Origin of the sequence: Pseudonocardia tropica (genome assembly GCF_040105315.1) — a bacterium.
GTDB classification, from domain to species: Bacteria; Actinomycetota; Actinomycetes; order Mycobacteriales; family Pseudonocardiaceae; genus Pseudonocardia; species Pseudonocardia alni.
Genome location: NZ_JBEDNP010000002.1, coordinates 366,725 through 381,739 on the forward strand (window position 1 = coordinate 366,725; position 15,015 = coordinate 381,739).

13 protein-coding genes are annotated in these 15,015 nt (G+C 74.9%); 8 read left to right on the plus strand and 5 right to left on the minus strand.

The genetic code is table 11. From position 1 onward, the window contains the following. Nucleotides 1-61 precede the first annotated feature (61 nt). The 5 genes from WHI96_RS04950 to WHI96_RS04970 all read left to right on the plus strand — a co-directional run bounded on the left by WHI96_RS04950 (nt 62) and on the right by WHI96_RS04970 (nt 7,781). Nucleotides 62-1,585, plus strand: a complete 1,524-nt coding sequence (locus WHI96_RS04950; RefSeq protein ID WP_345641544.1) for a cytochrome ubiquinol oxidase subunit I — start codon at nt 62-64, stop codon at nt 1,583-1,585. A gap of 16 nt (nt 1,586-1,601) precedes the next feature. Then, the gene (gene cydB / locus WHI96_RS04955; protein WP_345641547.1) at nt 1,602-2,666 is read left to right on the plus strand and encodes a cytochrome d ubiquinol oxidase subunit II; all 1,065 of its coding nucleotides are present in this window, start codon (nt 1,602-1,604) and stop codon (nt 2,664-2,666) included. A gap of 5 nt (nt 2,667-2,671) precedes the next feature. Further along, complete coding sequence (cydD, locus tag WHI96_RS04960; RefSeq protein ID WP_345641550.1) at nt 2,672-4,447, plus strand: thiol reductant ABC exporter subunit CydD; 1,776 nt, start codon at nt 2,672-2,674, stop codon at nt 4,445-4,447. Next, complete coding sequence (cydC, locus tag WHI96_RS04965; protein WP_345641553.1) at nt 4,444-6,147, plus strand: thiol reductant ABC exporter subunit CydC; 1,704 nt, start codon at nt 4,444-4,446, stop codon at nt 6,145-6,147. The genes cydD and cydC overlap by 4 nt, the downstream gene beginning before the upstream one ends. 188 nt (nt 6,148-6,335) lie before the next feature. Then, on the plus strand, nt 6,336-7,781 hold the full coding sequence (locus WHI96_RS04970) for a GH39 family glycosyl hydrolase (protein WP_345641556.1): 1,446 nt from the start codon (nt 6,336-6,338) through the stop codon (nt 7,779-7,781). A 67-nt stretch (nt 7,782-7,848) separates the two neighbouring features. Here the strand turns inward: WHI96_RS04970 and fabG are convergent, their stop codons facing one another. Beyond that, nucleotides 7,849-8,607: a 3-oxoacyl-ACP reductase FabG gene (fabG, locus tag WHI96_RS04975; RefSeq protein WP_345641559.1), complete on the minus strand. Its 759-nt coding sequence runs from the start codon at nt 8,605-8,607 to the stop codon at nt 7,849-7,851. A 165-nt stretch (nt 8,608-8,772) separates the two neighbouring features. Here fabG and WHI96_RS04980 point away from each other — a divergent pair, with 165 nt between their 5' ends. The 3 genes from WHI96_RS04980 (at nt 8,773) to WHI96_RS04990 (ending at nt 10,928) form a co-directional block, all read left to right on the plus strand. Beyond that, nucleotides 8,773-9,531, plus strand: a complete 759-nt coding sequence (locus tag WHI96_RS04980) for a class I SAM-dependent DNA methyltransferase (RefSeq protein ID WP_345641562.1) — start codon at nt 8,773-8,775, stop codon at nt 9,529-9,531. Nucleotides 9,532-9,637: 106 nt separating this feature from the next. Next, entirely contained in the window at nt 9,638-10,147 is a 510-nt protein-coding gene (locus tag WHI96_RS04985) for a substrate-binding domain-containing protein (protein ID WP_345641565.1), read from the plus strand. 19 nt (nt 10,148-10,166) lie between these two features. Further along, entirely contained in the window at nt 10,167-10,928 is a 762-nt protein-coding gene (locus WHI96_RS04990; RefSeq protein ID WP_345641568.1) for an SDR family NAD(P)-dependent oxidoreductase, read from the plus strand. 52 nt (nt 10,929-10,980) lie between these two features. Here the strand turns inward: WHI96_RS04990 and WHI96_RS04995 are convergent, their stop codons facing one another. From WHI96_RS04995 to WHI96_RS05010, 4 genes are all read right to left on the minus strand, one after another. After that, entirely contained in the window at nt 10,981-11,982 is a 1,002-nt protein-coding gene (locus WHI96_RS04995; protein WP_345641571.1) for an ABC transporter substrate-binding protein, read from the minus strand. 55 nt (nt 11,983-12,037) lie between these two features. After that, complete coding sequence (locus WHI96_RS05000; protein ID WP_345641575.1) at nt 12,038-12,805, minus strand: ABC transporter ATP-binding protein; 768 nt, start codon at nt 12,803-12,805, stop codon at nt 12,038-12,040. After that, entirely contained in the window at nt 12,802-13,797 is a 996-nt protein-coding gene (locus WHI96_RS05005; RefSeq protein WP_345641578.1) for a FecCD family ABC transporter permease, read from the minus strand. The genes WHI96_RS05000 and WHI96_RS05005 overlap by 4 nt, the downstream gene beginning before the upstream one ends. Nucleotides 13,798-13,876: 79 nt before the next feature. Beyond that, nucleotides 13,877-14,983, minus strand: a complete 1,107-nt coding sequence (locus WHI96_RS05010) for a cytochrome P450 family protein (RefSeq protein WP_345641581.1) — start codon at nt 14,981-14,983, stop codon at nt 13,877-13,879. Between the last annotated feature and the right edge of the window lie 32 nt (nt 14,984-15,015).

A 15,015-nucleotide genomic window follows, 5' to 3' on the forward strand; every position in this document is an offset into this window, starting at 1 on the left:
CCCATTGATCTTCTACTTCCGGTAAAACTACAGGACGTAAAACTTCGCTCGGGAGGTCCGGATGGACGCGCTCGACCTGGCACGCTGGCAGTTCGGGATCACCACGATCTACCACTTCCTGTTCGTGCCGCTGACCATCGGACTCTCGGTGATCGTGGCGTCGCTGCAGACCGCGTGGGTACGCACCGGCAAGGAGGAGTACCTCCGGGCGACGAAGTTCTTCGGGAAGCTGTTCCTGATCAACTTCGCGATGGGCGTGGTCACCGGGATCGTCCAGGAGTTCCAGTTCGGCATGAACTGGAGCGCGTACTCCACCTTCGTCGGCGACGTGTTCGGCGCGCCGCTGGCGATGGAGGCGCTGATCGCGTTCTTTCTGGAGTCCACCTTCATCGGACTGTGGATCTTCGGGTGGGACCGGCTGCGGAAGGGCGTGCACCTGGCCTGCATCTGGGCCGCCGCGCTCGGGTCGAACCTGTCGGCGTACTTCATCCTCGCGGCGAACGCGTGGATGCGGAACCCGGTGGGCTACGAGGTCGACCGCGCCACCGGCCGGGCCCGGCTCACCGACATCGGCGCCGTGCTGACCAACCCCCAGGCCTGGTCGACCTACCTGCACGTCGTCGCCGCGGCGTTCCTGATCGCGGGCCTGTTCGTCGCCGCGGTGAGCTCCTGGAAGCTGATGCGCGAGCGCTGGGGCCGTCCCGGGGACACGGCCCCGCACCCGAGCGAGCACGCGCTGTTCCGGAAGACCCTGCGCGCCGGGTTCCTCGTCACCCTCGTGGCCGGGGTGCTGGTCATCGCCTCCGGTGACCACCAGGCCAAGCTGGCCGCCACCTACGAGCCGATGAAGCTCGCCTCGGCCGAGGCGCTGTGGCAGACCGAGGAGTCGGCCGGGTTCTCGTTGTTCGCCGTCGGCGACGTCCAGGGCAGCCGCAACCACGTCAACGTGCAGATCCCCGGCGTCCTGAGCTTCCTGGCCACCGGCAGCCCGTGGGGCCCGGTACAGGGCATCGAGAACGTGCAGGCGCAGTACGAGGCGCTCTACGGGCCCGGGGACTACCGGCCCAACATCGCCGTCCTCTACTGGGCGTTCCGGCTGATGATGGGCCTCGGCCTGGCCGGGGTCGCGGTCGCGACGGCCGGGCTCTGGCTGACCCGCGGCGGCCGGCTGCCCGGGTTCACCCGCGACGGCGCACCGGCTCCGGCCGGGCGGCTCCCGCGGTGGGCCTACCGCGGCGTGGTCGCCGCGCTGCCCGCGGCGCTGGCCGGGAACATCGCCGGCTGGGTGCTGACCGAGGTGGGCCGCCAGCCCTGGACGGTGCACGGCGAACTGCTCACCGCGCAGAGCGTGTCCCCCGGCGTGAGCCTGGGCCAGGTCGCGTTCTCCCTCGCCGCGTTCACCGCGCTCTACGGCGTGCTCGCCGTCGTCGAGGTGCGGCTGCTGTTCCGCTACGTGCAGGCGGGCCCCGGCGCCGCACTCCCCTACACCGACGACACCACCGACGACGCAGACGGCCCACGCGACGGCACGGACGGCGACGCCGCCGGGCCCGACGAGCGCCGCCCCGCGGCGTTCAGCTACTGACCCCGGAGGGACGACGATGGACCTGCCCACGATCTGGTTCCTGGCCGTGGCCGTGCTGTGGACCGGCTACCTGGTGCTCGAGGGGTTCGACTTCGGCGTCGGCATGCTGGTCCGCGTCCTGGGCCGCGACGACGAGGACGACCGCGAGGTCGCCCTCGGTGCGATCGGCCCGGTGTGGGACGGCAACGAGGTGTGGCTGATCGCCGCCGTCGGCGCGATGTTCGCCGCGTTCCCCGCCTGGTACGCCGCCATGCTGTCGGGCCTCTACCTGCCGGTGCTGCTCGTCCTGCTGGGCCTGATCGTGCGCGGGGTCGGGTTGGAGTACCGGCACAAGCGCTCCGACGCGCCGTGGAAGGCCCGCTGGGACCTGATGATCGGCCTCGGCTCGCTGGTGCCGGCGTTCGTGTGGGGCATGGTCCTCGCCAACCTGGTCCGTGGCCTGCCCACCGTCCTCAGCGCCCCGGGCGGCGGGCAGAACACCGTGGTCACCGCGTCGCTCGCGGACCTGCTGAACGGCTACGCGCTGCTCGGCGGTGTCGTCACCACGGCGCTGTTCCTGCTGCACGGCGCGGTGTTCCTGGCGCTGAAGACCGACGGGCCGGTGCGGTACCGGGCGCGGCGGTTCGCGCTGCGCGCGGTGGTCCCGGTGCTGCTGGTGACCGTCGCGTTCCTGGCCGCGACGCTCGCGCTGCGCGAGCCGTCCTGGACCACCACCGTCGCCTGGGTCTCCGGGGCGGCCCTCGCCGCGGCCGGGGTGGCGCTGCTGCTCGACCGCGAGGGGTGGGCGTTCACCGCCACCGCGCTCGCGATCGGTGGGCTGTCGGTCGTGCTGTTCGGGCAGCTGTACCCGACGCTGCTGCCCTCGACGACCGACCCCGCGCACACCCTGACCGTCGCGAACGCGGCGTCCGCGCCGTACACGCTCGGCGTCATGTCCTGGATCGCGGCCGTGTTCCTGCCGCTGGTGCTCGGCTACCAGTCCTGGAGCTACTGGGTGTTCCGCCGGCGTCTCGGCGGGACGCGGGTCGCACCGGCCGGGACCTCCGACCCTGGCGACACCGCGGTGCCGGCACCACGATGACGACCGTGTCCACCCCGTCCATCACCACCGGCGGGGCGCCGCCCGCGGGCGGCCCGCCGGTCGACCCCCGGCTGCTGCGCACGGCGAGCGCGGTCCGGGTGCACCTGGCCGTCGCCGCGGTCTGCGGGGTCGCCGCGACCGGGCTGATCCTGGCCCAGGCCTGGCTGGTGTCGCGGGTGGTGGCCGGGGTGACGCCGTCGTTCACCCTCGACGGCGCGCGCACCGGGCCGGGCGCCGGGCTCGACACCCTGGCCTGGCTGGTCGGGGGCGTCGCCGTCGTCGCGGTGGCGCGGGCGCTGCTGTCCTACGGCGCGGAGTCCGCGGCACTGCGCAGCGCCGCCCGCGCCAAGTCCCAGCTGCGGATGCAGCTCGTACGCCGGCTCGCCCTCGCCGCACCGGACCCGCAGCGGTCCTCCGGCGAGATCGTCACCCTGGCCACCCGCGGCCTCGACGCCCTCGACGACTACCTCGCCCGTTACCTGCCCCAGCTGGTGCTCGCGGTGCTGGTCCCGGTCGCGGTGCTGGTCGTCGTCGCCGACGCCGACTGGATCTCCGCGGTCGTCATCGCGGTCACGCTGCCGCTGATCCCGCTGTTCATGGCCCTGGTCGGGATGCACACCCGGGCCCGCACCGACCGCCAGTGGCGGCTGCTGTCGCGTCTCGGCGGACACTTCCTCGACGTCGTACAGGGGCTGCCGACGCTCGCGCTGTTCCGCCGCGCGCAGGTCGTCGCGGGCAAGGTCCGGGAGACGACCGACTCCCACCGGCACGCCATGACCGGCACCCTGCGGGTCGCGTTCCTGTCGGCGTTCGTGCTGGAGGTCCTCGCGACGCTCGCCGTCGCCCTGGTCGCGGTCGAGGTCGGGCTGCGGCTGCTCTACGGGGACCTCGACTACGCCACCGCGCTGTTCGTGCTGGTCCTGGCCCCGGAGGCCTACCTGCCGCTGCGCGAGGTCGGAGCCCGGTTCCACGCCAGCATGGAGGGCGTCGCCGCGGCCCGGCAGGTGTTCGCCGAGCTGGACCGCCCGGCCGGCGGCGCGACCGGCGGGACCGCGCCGGTGCCACCGGCCGACCCGGCCGGGCGCGGCCTGACCGTCGACGGGCTGCGGGTGCGCTACCCCGGCTCCGACGCCGACGCCGTCGCCGGGCTGTCGCTGGACCTCGCCCCCGGGGAGACGGTGCTGCTGCGCGGTCCGTCCGGGGCCGGGAAGTCCACCCTGCTCGGCGTGCTGCTCGGCATGGTCGCCCCCACCGGCGGCACCGTCACCGTGCACGGCCGCGACGGCACGGGCGCCGATCTCGCGGGCCTGGACCTCGACGCCTGGCGCCGCGGGGTGGCCTGGGTGCCGCAGCAGCCGCACCTGTTCGCCGACACCGTCGCCGCCAACGTCCGCCTCGGTGCCGGGCCCGACCGCGCCACCGTCACCGACGACGCCGTGCGCGCCGCCGCGCACCGGGCCGGGCTCGACGCCGTCGTCGCCCGGCTGCCGCACGGCTGGGACACCGTGCTCGGCGAGGGCGGCGCGCAGCTGTCCTCGGGCGAGCGCCAGCGGGTCGCGCTGGCCAGGGCGTTCCTGCGCGACGCCCCGCTGGTCCTGCTCGACGAGCCGACCGCGCACCTCGACCCCGACTCCGCCGACGCGGTCCGTACCGCGGCCGCCGAGCTGCTGCGCGGGCGCACCGCGGTCGTCGTCGCGCACGACGCGGGCTGGGCCGGGCACACCGACCGCACCGTCACGATCACCCCGGTCGCGACCACACCCGCCGGGGGACTCCGATGAGCCCCTGGTCGCTGGCCCGCAGCGTGCTGGCGCCCCGGCTGCGCGGCGTCGTCGGCGGCGCGCTGCTCGGCGCGCTCGCCACCGCCTGCGGCGCCGGGCTGCTGTCACTGGCCGCCTGGCTGCTCGCCACCGCCGCCCAGCACCCGTCGGTGACGGCGCTGTCGGTCGCCGTCGTGCTGACCCGTGCCCTCGGTGTCGGGCGCGGGGTGGCCCGCTACGCCGAGCGGCTGGTCGGGCACGACGCCGCGCTGCGGGCGCTGTCGGACATGCGCGGCCGCGTCTACGCCCGGCTCGCCGCCACCGAGCCGGTGCGCCGGTTCCGGTCCGGCGAGCTGGTCGCCCGGCTGGTCGGCGACACCGACTCGGTGCAGGACCTGGTGGTGCGCGGGGTGCTCCCGGTCGTCGCGGCCGCGGTCGCCGGGTCCGGTGCGGTGCTGCTCGCCACCGCGCTCCACGTCCCCGGCGGGGCGCTGCTCGCCGCCGGGCTGCTGCTCGCCGGGGTCGCGGTGCCCGCGCTCGCCGCGGCGCTGTCGCGGCGGCCCGCCGAGCGCGCCGGCGTCGCGCGGGACCGGCTCGCGACCGCCCTGGTCGACCTGCTCGACGGCGGCTCGGAGCTGCTGGCCCACGGCGCGACCGGCCACGCCGTCGACGCGGTCGCCCGGGCCGACGCCGAGCTGACCCGCACCGCCCGCCGCGACGCCGCGCTGCTCGGCCTCGGCGCCGGGTCCGGCGCCCTGGTCGCCGGGCTCACCCTGGCCGGGACGCTGCTCCTGGGCGTCGCCGCCGTCGACGCCGGTGCGCTGGATGCGGTCCCGCTGGCCGTGCTGGTGCTGACCGCGCTGGCGGCGTTCGAGATCGTCGCGCCGCTGCCGGCCGCCGCGGCCCGGCTCGCCGCGGTCCGTACCGGGCTGGCCCGGCTGGTGCCGGTGCTCGACGCCGCACCCGCCGTCGTGCACCGCGCCCCGGGGCCGGAGCCGCTGCCGCACCGTGGTGACCTGCGGGTCCGCGGGCTCACCGCCGCCTGGCCCGGGCCGGGACCGGACGGGCGCGGCCGCACCGTCCTGCACGGGGTGGACCTCGACGTCGATCGCGGGGAGGTCGTGGCGCTGGTCGGTGCCAGCGGGTCGGGCAAGTCGACGCTGGCCGCGGTGCTGTTCCGGTTCCTCGACCCGCGCGCGGGGACGGTCCGCCTCGACGGGCACGACCTGGCGCTGCGCCCGCCCGACGAGGTCCGTGCGGTGGTCTCCGGGGTGCCCGCCGACCCGCACGTGTTCGACTCGACGGTCCGGGAGAACCTGCGCCTGGCCGCCCCCGACGCCGACGACGCCCACCTCGGGGACGTCCTGCGCCGGGTCGGGCTCACCGGCCTGGACCTCGACGACGAGGTCGGCGCGCACGGCGCCCGGCTCTCGGGCGGGATGCGCCGACGGCTCGCACTGGCCCGCGCGCTGCTCGTCGACCCCGCGGTGCTGGTGCTCGACGAGCCCACCGCGCACCTCGACCCGGACACCCGCGACGCCGTCCTCGACGACCTGCTCGCCGCCGCGGCGGGCCGGGCCGTGTTGGTCATCACCCACGACCCGGCGGTGCTGCCGCGGGCCGACCGGGTGTACACGCTGCGCGACAAGCGGGTTCACCTGCGCGGCGGGGCTGCGTGCAGCCCTCGCGAACCGCGGCCCTACTCTGCTCCGAACGTCTGAGAGCGGGCCCCGGCCGGCTCCGGTCGTTCGCGAGGTTCTCTCAGGCAGGTCACAGGAGGCCCCTGACACGCTGGGAGCACCTCGCCGGGACACCGTCCCGCGCAGGAGTGCAGGAGTCAGTACGAGCCCGCGCGCGCCACGGCATCCGCCCGGCGCCGCGTCCGGTCAGAACGTGAGGTCACCACCCCGTGCGAGCGTCACGCCGTCCCGCCCCGACGACGCCGGGACCGAGGTCCCCGTCGCGGACCCCCCGGTTCCGGCCCGGCCTGCGCCGGACACCGGCCCTGGCCCTGCTGCTCGCGGGGGTCCTGGCCCTCGCCGCCTGCACCTCGGGGACCGGCGGCACCACCGGCGACACCGCGCCGTCGTCCGCGCTGGAGGCGTCGGCGAAGGCCGTCGACCTGAACGGCTGGCGCTGGGACAAGCAGCCGGGCCCGATGGAGATCGGGGTGACCCACACCCAGGACAGCCTCGACGACACCGAGCCCGCGCAGGCCCGCCAGCGCGGCGTCGACATCCTGTCGAGCCTCGGGCAGGAGTACCAGAACCACCACCTCATGGGCTTCGGCACGCTGAACCCCGAGCCCCGGCCCGGCGAGTTCGAGTGGGGCTCGCTGGACCGCCGGATGCAGCTCACCGAGGAGACCGGCGGCAAGGCGATGCTGACGCTGTGCTGCTCCCCGGACTGGATGAAGGGCGCGCCGCGCGACAGCGGCGACACCCGCTGGGACCGGCTCGAGAAGGCGCCGCTGCCCGAGCACTTCGCCGACTACGCCAACCTGGCCAAGGAGGCCGTGCAGCGGTACCCACAGGTCGACCGCGTCCTGGTGTGGAACGAGCTCAAGGGCTTCTACAACGAGGCCGAGAACCGCTGGGACTACGAGGGCTACACCACGATGTACAACGAGGTGTACCGCGCGGTGAAGTCGGTCCGGCCCGACGTGCAGGTCGGCGGCCCGTACGTGGTGATGAGCAGCGTCCCGGTCGACTCCGGCGACGCCTCGGACATCCGCGGCGCCTGGGGCGCGCTCGACCAGCGCCCGCTGGACGTCCTGGACTACTGGCTGAGGAACAACGTCGGCGCGGACTTCATCGTCGTCGACGGCTCCACGACCAACCGCGGCCAGCAGGACGCGATCTCCCCGGTCGACGTCGGCGCCGAGAAGTTCTCGGTGATCGACCGCTGGATCCAGGAACGGACGCAGCTGCCGATCTGGTGGGCCGAGTTCTACGCCAACGTCCCCGCCGACGCCCAGGCCGGTTTCGCCTCCCCCGCCAGCGCGGTCTCGACGATCGCGGCCCTGCAGGCGATGGCCCGCTCCGGCACCCAGGGCTCGCTGCTGTGGGGTCCCGAGGGCAGCAACTCGCTCGAGTACTCGTCGCTGTGGACCCCCGCGACCGACGAGGACGGCGGCCGGCCGACCCCGCTGACCGAGGCGTGGCGCTGGCTGGTGCCCAAGCTCCGTGAGGGCACCGTCGAGCTGGGCCGGGCGACCGACGGCTCGTCGCTGGGTGGTTTCCGCGCGGCCGACGGCTCGGTGCTGCTCGTCAACCTCTCCGCCGACGCGGTGCCGGTCCCCGGCCAGGACGACATCCCCGGCTGGGCGATCGTGCCGATGAACAGCAGTTCCTGACACCCTCCCGCGACGACGGACGGGCCGGCACCGCAGCTGCGGTGCCGGCCCGTTCGTCGTGGGCGGGTCAGGCCTTCGGGCCACCGGCCACGTAGATGACCTGGCCGCTGACGAACGACGAGCGCTCGTCGACGAAGAACGACACGGTCTGGGCGATGTCCTCGGGCGCGCCGGGACGCTGCACCGAGGTCTCGCTGGCCCGGGCGGCCATGAACTCCTCCCAGTCCATGCCGATCCGCTCGGCGGTCGCCTTGGTCATCTCCGAGGCGATGAAGCCGGGGGCGATGCAGTTCGCGGTGACGCCGAACTTGCCGAGCTCGATCGCGAGGGTCTTGGTGAAGCCCTGCATGCCGGCCTTCGCCGCGGCGTAGTTCACCTGGCCGCGGTTGCCCAGCGCCGAGGTCGAGGAGAGGTTCACGACCCGGCCCCAGGCGGCGTCGACCATGTGCTTCTGCACCGCGCGGGTCATCAGGAACGCACCGCGCAGGTGCACGCCCATGACCGCGTCCCAGTCGTCGACGGTCATCTTGAACAGCAGGTTGTCCTTGGTGATACCGGCGTTGTTGATCAGCACCGTCGGTGCGCCGAGGCGCTCGGTGACCGCCTCGACGGCGGCGGCGACGGCCTGCTCGTCGGCGACGTCCGCGCCGAACGCGGCCGCGGTCCCGCCGGCGGACTCGATGGCCTCGACGGTGGCCTTCGCGGCCGACTCCTCCAGGTCCAGCACCGCGACCTTGTGCCCGTCGGCGGCGAGCCTGATCGCGGTGGCGGCCCCGATGCCGCGCGCCGCACCGGTCACGACGGCGGTCCTCTGCTGCTGGGTCATGTCTCTCCTCGCTGATCCACGGTGATCTCCGGGTGTCTCCCGCAGCCGATCGTGTCACCACCTACCGCCGAGTCACATCGCGGCCCGTGCGACGTCGCTCACCCCGATCGGAGGCGTCGGGTGCACTAGCGTCGAGGTGTCCGTTCCCGACCAGGAAGGATTTTCATGGCCGTCGAGCGTTCCGAACCGACCTACCGGCTTGCTCTGCCGGAACCCACGACCTCGTTCGAGCAGGACGCGGAGTACTGCGTCCTGGACCTCGGACACGGGTGGACCGAGTACCGCTTCCACGACTACGACGAACTCTTCAAGATCCCGGGCCTTTACGAGAAGCTGTTCTACGACATCCTGCAGTGCCAGTCCCCGCCCGTGGTGGCCGGCGCGCTGGCCGAGCAGCTCGACGCCGTCGGCGTCGACCCGTCCGGGCTGCGGGTCCTCGACGTCGGCGCCGGCAACGGCATCGTCGCCGAGGAGCTGCGGGCCCGCGGCGTCGGCAAGGTGGTGGGGATCGACATCCTCGCCGAGGCCCGCGACGCCGCCGAACGGGACCGCCCCGGGGTCTACGACGACTACCACGTCGTGGACCTCACCAGCCTGGACGACGAGACCACCGAGACCATCTCCGCGGGCGGCTTCGACGCCCTGACCTGCGTCGCCGCGCTGGGCTTCGGCGACATCCCACCCGCGGCGTTCCGTGCCGCGTTCGACATGGTCGCGGTCGACGGCTTCGTCGCGATCACCCTGCGGGACGACTTCCTGGCCGACGGCGACACCTCCGGGTTCGCCGGCCTCATCTCCTCGCTGCTGGCGTCCGGCGAACTCGAGGAGCTCGGGTCGACCGTCTACCGGCACCGGCTCGCGACCAGCCGCGACCCGCTGCTCTACCGGGCCGTCGTGGCCCGCAAGCGCCGCCCGCGCGGCTGACCCGGCGCGTTCGCACCGGTGCGCGACAGCCCGCCGCCGGTGCGAACGCGTGCTTCGAGACGATCCGGACATTCCAGGTGAGGCAAGGCTCGGTCATCGTCCCGGCGTGCTAAGTCGACCGATCGTGCTGCTGGCGCCGGGTGAGACCGCCCGCGGCGAGGAGCTCGTCCGGACCGCCGACGTCGCGTTCACCGACGCCGACGCCGCCCACCCCGGGTTCCGCGGGAAGGTCGGCGCGACCGTGCTCCCCTTCGACGGGAAGTACGGCGCCTTCACCGACGCCGACGCGCGCGGCCAGTTCATGGCCGGGCTCGGCTTCGTCCAGCCGCCCGGTATCGCCGAGCGGGACGACGACACGAGCTTCTACGTCGAGATCGCCCCGGAGCAGGCACGGCTGCTCGACGGCGACGTCCTCGTCGCGCTCGCCGACGAGGGCAGCGCGAGGCGGCAGGTCGACTCCGACCCGGTCCTGCGCCGGATCCCGGTCGTGGCCCGGGGGGACGTGGTCGTCCCCGACGCCGACACCCGCGGCGCGATGACCTACAACAGCGTGCTGTCCGCCCCGTACGCCCTGGAGCGGCTCGTCCCCCAGCTCGCCGGGAAGCTCGCCGGCTGATCCGGGTTAGGGTCGCGGCGTGACTGTGATGGAGCGGTTCCGACTGGACGGCCGGGTCGTCGTCGTCACCGGTGCCTCGTCCGGCCTGGGTGTGGCCTTCGCGAAGGGCCTCGCCGAGGCCGGTGCGGACCTCGTGCTGGGTGCGCGACGGGTCGACAGGCTGGCCGACACGGTGGCGCTGGTGGAGGCGGCGGGGCGGCGCGCGGTCGCCGTCGCCACCGACGTGGCCGAGCCCGAGGACTGCCGGGCGCTGGCGCAGGCCGCCGTCGACGAGTTCGGCCGGCTCGACGTGCTGGTCAACAACGCCGGGATCGGCACCGCGGTGCCCGCCCTGAAGGAGACCCCGGAGCAGTTCACCGGGGTCGTCGACGTCAACCTCAACGGCTCCTACTGGATGGCGCAGGCCTGCGCGGCGCACATGGGCGCCGGGTCCAGCATCGTCAACATCTCCTCGGTGCTGGGGCTGACCACCGCGTCGCTGCCGCAGGCGGCGTACTCGGCGTCGAAGGCCGCCATCGTCGGCCTCACCCGGGACCTGGCCCAGCAGTGGACCGGCCGCCGGGGCATCCGGGTCAACGCGGTCGCGCCCGGGTTCTTCGCCTCGGAGATGACCGACCAGTACCAGGACGGCTACCTGGAGCGGATGACCGAGCGGATCCCGATGGGCCGCAAGGGCGACCCGGAGGAGCTGACGGCGGCCGTGCTGTTCCTCGCCTCCCACGCCGGTGGCTACGTCACCGGCCAGACCTGGGCCGTCGACGGCGGCATCACGATCACCTGACCGACCGGCCCGGTCCCGGGGGCGCCGTACGGCGCCCCCGGGACCTCCGCGCTCAGCTGCGGGGCACGTCGTCGGACTTCGGGGTGAGACCCGAGGCGGGCACCAGGTTCCAGCGTTCCAGCGCCGCCCGGACCTGCTCGGCGGCGTCGACGTTGAGCGGGCCCGAGGTCCACAGTGCGTAGGGCAGGTTCAGGAACCGGTTCTCCTTCACCGCGGGCAGGTCGCGGGTGTCGGGACGGCTCGTGAGGACCGCGACCTTCTCGGCGAAGGTCTGCGGCGGGTAGTCGACGAACAGGAACGCGGCGGGCTGCGCCGTCGCGACCCGCTCCCACGAGACCTTGGTCCAGGTGTCGTCGACGTCGGAGAGCGCGTTGCGCGCCCCGGCCGCCTCCATGATCGCCTGCGGGGCGCCGAACCGGCCGCTGGAGAAGGGCGTGTCGGTGCCGCTGTCGAACAGGAACACCGTCGGCGGCGTCGCGGCCTGCGGTGCCTTCCCCAGCGCGTCGAGCCGGGTGTCGAGGTCGGCGACGACGCGGTCGGCGTCGGCGGTGTGCCCGGTGATCGTGCCGAGGCCGTGCAGGTCGTCGCGCAGCGCCGTCCAGGGGTCGACGATGCCGCGGGCGCGCTGGCCGTCGACCTGGCGGCAGGACTCGGTCAGCACGTACGGGGCGATGCCCTGCTCGCGCAGCCGGGCCGGGGTGAGGTTCTTCTCCTCGCTGTAGCCGTAGTTCCAGCCGGCGACCATCACGTCGGGGTCGCGGGCCAGGACGGTCTCCAGGGTCGGGTACTCCGGCGCCGCCTGCGCCAGGCCGTCGACGGCGGCGCCGTAGTGGCGGCGCAGCGTGTCGGCGTCGCGCTGCATGCTCGACACCGCGGTGACGCGGTCCTGGGCGCCGAGCGCCAGGACCATCGAGATCATGTTGCCGTCGTTGACGAACATGCGCTGCGCCGGCGACGGGAACGACGCCGCGGCCCCGCAGTTCCGCACGGTGACCGTGCCGGCGGGGTCACCGGCGGCGGCGGGCGGCGGCGGGGCGGGGCGGGTGCCGAGCATGCGGCGAGGGCGACCAGCCCCGCGGCGAGGACGGCGGACAGGCGTGGCGGACGGGTCACGAGCTCTCCCTGAGCGAGTCGAACACGAGGCGGGACCGCCCGGTCACCGGATGCGTGACGCGGGCGGCGGCGACCCCGAAGACCCGTGAGACGGTGCCGGGGTCGAGGTCGGACACGGCCGGGACGGCCCGGCCGTCGTGCAGGACGACGAGGCGGTCGCACCAGCGGTCGGCCAGGTCGAGGTCGTGCAGGCTCACCACGACGGTCCGGCGCAGCGACCGGACCAGCTCCAGCAGGCCCAGTGCGTGCCGGACGTCGAGGTGGTTGGTGGGCTCGTCGAGCAGCAGGACACCGGCGTCCTGGGCGAGGCCGCGGGCGAGCAGCACCCGGCGCCGTTCGCCGCCGGAGAGCCGGTCGACCGGCCGGCCGGCGAGACCGTCGAGGTCGACCGCGGCCAGCGCGGCGGTGACCGCGGCCCGCTCGACCGCGTCGCCGCCCGACCACGGCGGCCGGTGCGGGACCAGGCCGAGCGCGACGACCTCCCCGGCGGACAGGTCCGCGGGGAGGTCCTCCTCCTGGCCGACGTAGGCGATCCGCCGGGCCCGCTGCCGGGCCCGCAGCGCGGTCAGCGGCGTGCCGTCGAGCAGCACGCGGCCCGCGGCGGGCCTGCGGATCCCCGCGAGGGCGCGCAGCAGGGTGGACTTGCCGCTGCCGTTGGGTCCGACGACGCCGAGCACCTCGCCCGGCTCGACCACGAGATCGACCCCGGTCAGGACGCTGCGCCCGCCGAGCACGCAGGTGACACCCTCGGCGCGCAGGCTCATGCCAGGCTCCCGGCGGTCCGGTAGCGCCGGCGTCCCATCAGGACCAGGAACACCGGGGCGCCGATCAGCCCGGTGACCACGCTCAGCGGCATCTCGGTGGGCCGCACCGCGATCCGGGCGGCGACGTCGACGACGACCAGGAACAGCGCCCCGCCCAGCGCGGTCACCGGCACCAGCACCCGGTGCCGGGAGCCGACGAGCAGCCGGGCCAGGTGCGGCACGACCAGGCCGACGAAGCCGACCGCGCCGGAGACCGCCACGAGCACGCCGACCGCGACCGCGCAGACCGCGAACAGCGCCGACCGGGCGGCGGTCACCGGCACGCCGAGCGCGGCCGCGGTGTCGGGGCCGGCGGTGAGCGCGTCGAGCCAGCCGCTGAACGCCGCGAGCAGGACCAGCAGCAGCACGACGGTCACCGCGGGCACCGCGACCCGGTCCCACTGCGCCCCGGACAGGCTCCCCAGCAGCCAGAACAGCACGGACTGGGCGGCGGCCGGGTCGCCGGAGCGGAACACCAGGTAGCTCGCCGTCGCCGAGAACGCCGAGCCGAGCACGGTGCCGGTGAGGATCAGCCGGATCGGGGTGATCCCGCCCTGGGCGACGGCGATCGCCCCGACCAGCGCGCCGGCCGCGAGGGCCCCGAGGAGCGCGCCGGTGAACAGCGCCCAGGTGCCGAGCGCACCCAGCGCCCCGGTGGTGATGACGGCCGTGGCGCCGACGCTCGCGCCGGAGGACACCCCGAGCAGGTAGGGGTCGGCGAGCGGGTTGCGCACCAGGGTCTGCACCCCGGCGCCGGCGAGCGCGAGGCCCGCGCCGACGACCGCGGCGAGCAGCGAGCGCGGCATCCGCAGGTCCCACACGATCGTCGAGACCGGGCCGGGGCGGTCGTGCAGCACCGCGTCGACGACCTTCCCGACGGGGAGCACCTCGGCGCCGAACGCGAGCGAGCCCACGAGCGCGACCGCCAGCAGCACGGCGAGTGCCACCGTCACCGTCCCGGACCGCACCGCCCGTCGTTCCCACACCTGAACAGTTCATCATGTGAAGGCACGGCCGCGGCTGCGGGGAAGATCACCGTGCGGGTCGCAGCCGGACCCGTAACGCGGCGAGCCGCGCCCCGACCGGCCCGCCCGGGTGCACCTCCACGAGCCCGGTCACCGGACCGGCGAGACGGGCGTCGGGGAACCCGTCGCGCAGCACCTCCAGCACCGTGCGCAGCTCCAGCCGGGCCAGGTGCGCACCGGCGCAGAAGTGCGGGCCGTGCCCGAAGGTCAGCGGGTGGCCGACGGCCGGGCGGGCGTCGATCCCCCGGATGTCGACCAGAACCGGCGCCCCGGCGGGCAGCGGCTCGCCGCCGAGGTCGACGGCGGTACGGGCGAAGCGCCACAGCGAGAACGGGGCGGGCGGGTGGACCCGCAGCACCTCGGCGACCAGCGCGTCGAGCTCGTCGGCGGTGCGGCCGGCGAGCCCGGAGTCCAGGGCGTGGGCGACGAGGTACCCGAGCGCGGCGTCGGTGGTGAGCTGCCCGGCGAACACCAGCCCGAAGACGAGGTAGCCGACCTGGGCGTCGGTGAGGTCGGGCAGGGCGGCGCGCAGCCCGGCCGCGACGCCGTCGCCGGTCCCGTCGGTGACCGCGGCCGTACCGATCGCCTGCAGCCGACCGAACGCCGCGCCCGCCACCGCCGGGTCGGGGCTCCACATCGCCCGGCAGGCGGCGACGGCGTCGTCGAGGAGCCCGGGCGGGGCGCCGACGACCTCGAGCACGACGGCCAGCGGATAGCGGGTGGTGAGGTCGCCGGTGAGGTCGACCTCACCGGGGCCGAGGTCGTCGAGCAGGGCGGCCGCGAGGGACCGGACGCGCCCGGCGTACGGGGCGAGCGCACGGGCGGACAGCAGCGGGGCGTGCGCGCGCCGCAGCCGGGCGTGCCCGGGGCCGTCGGCGGTGGTGAGCGACAGCCGCTCGGCGGCCGGCGGTTCGAGGTCGGTGACGCCGGGCGGGGCGAGCGCGGGGTCCTTGGCGAACCGCGGGTCGGTGAGCACCCGGCGGGCGGGCGCCTCCTCGGTGACGACCCACACGACGGTTCCGCCGGGCAGCGTCGTGCGCACGACCGGACCTCCGGTCAGGGCGGGGTCCGGCTCGGACAGGAGGCGGGTGCGGGCGGTGAACGGGCACGTCATGGGGTGAGCGTGACCGTCGACGCGGACGGCTC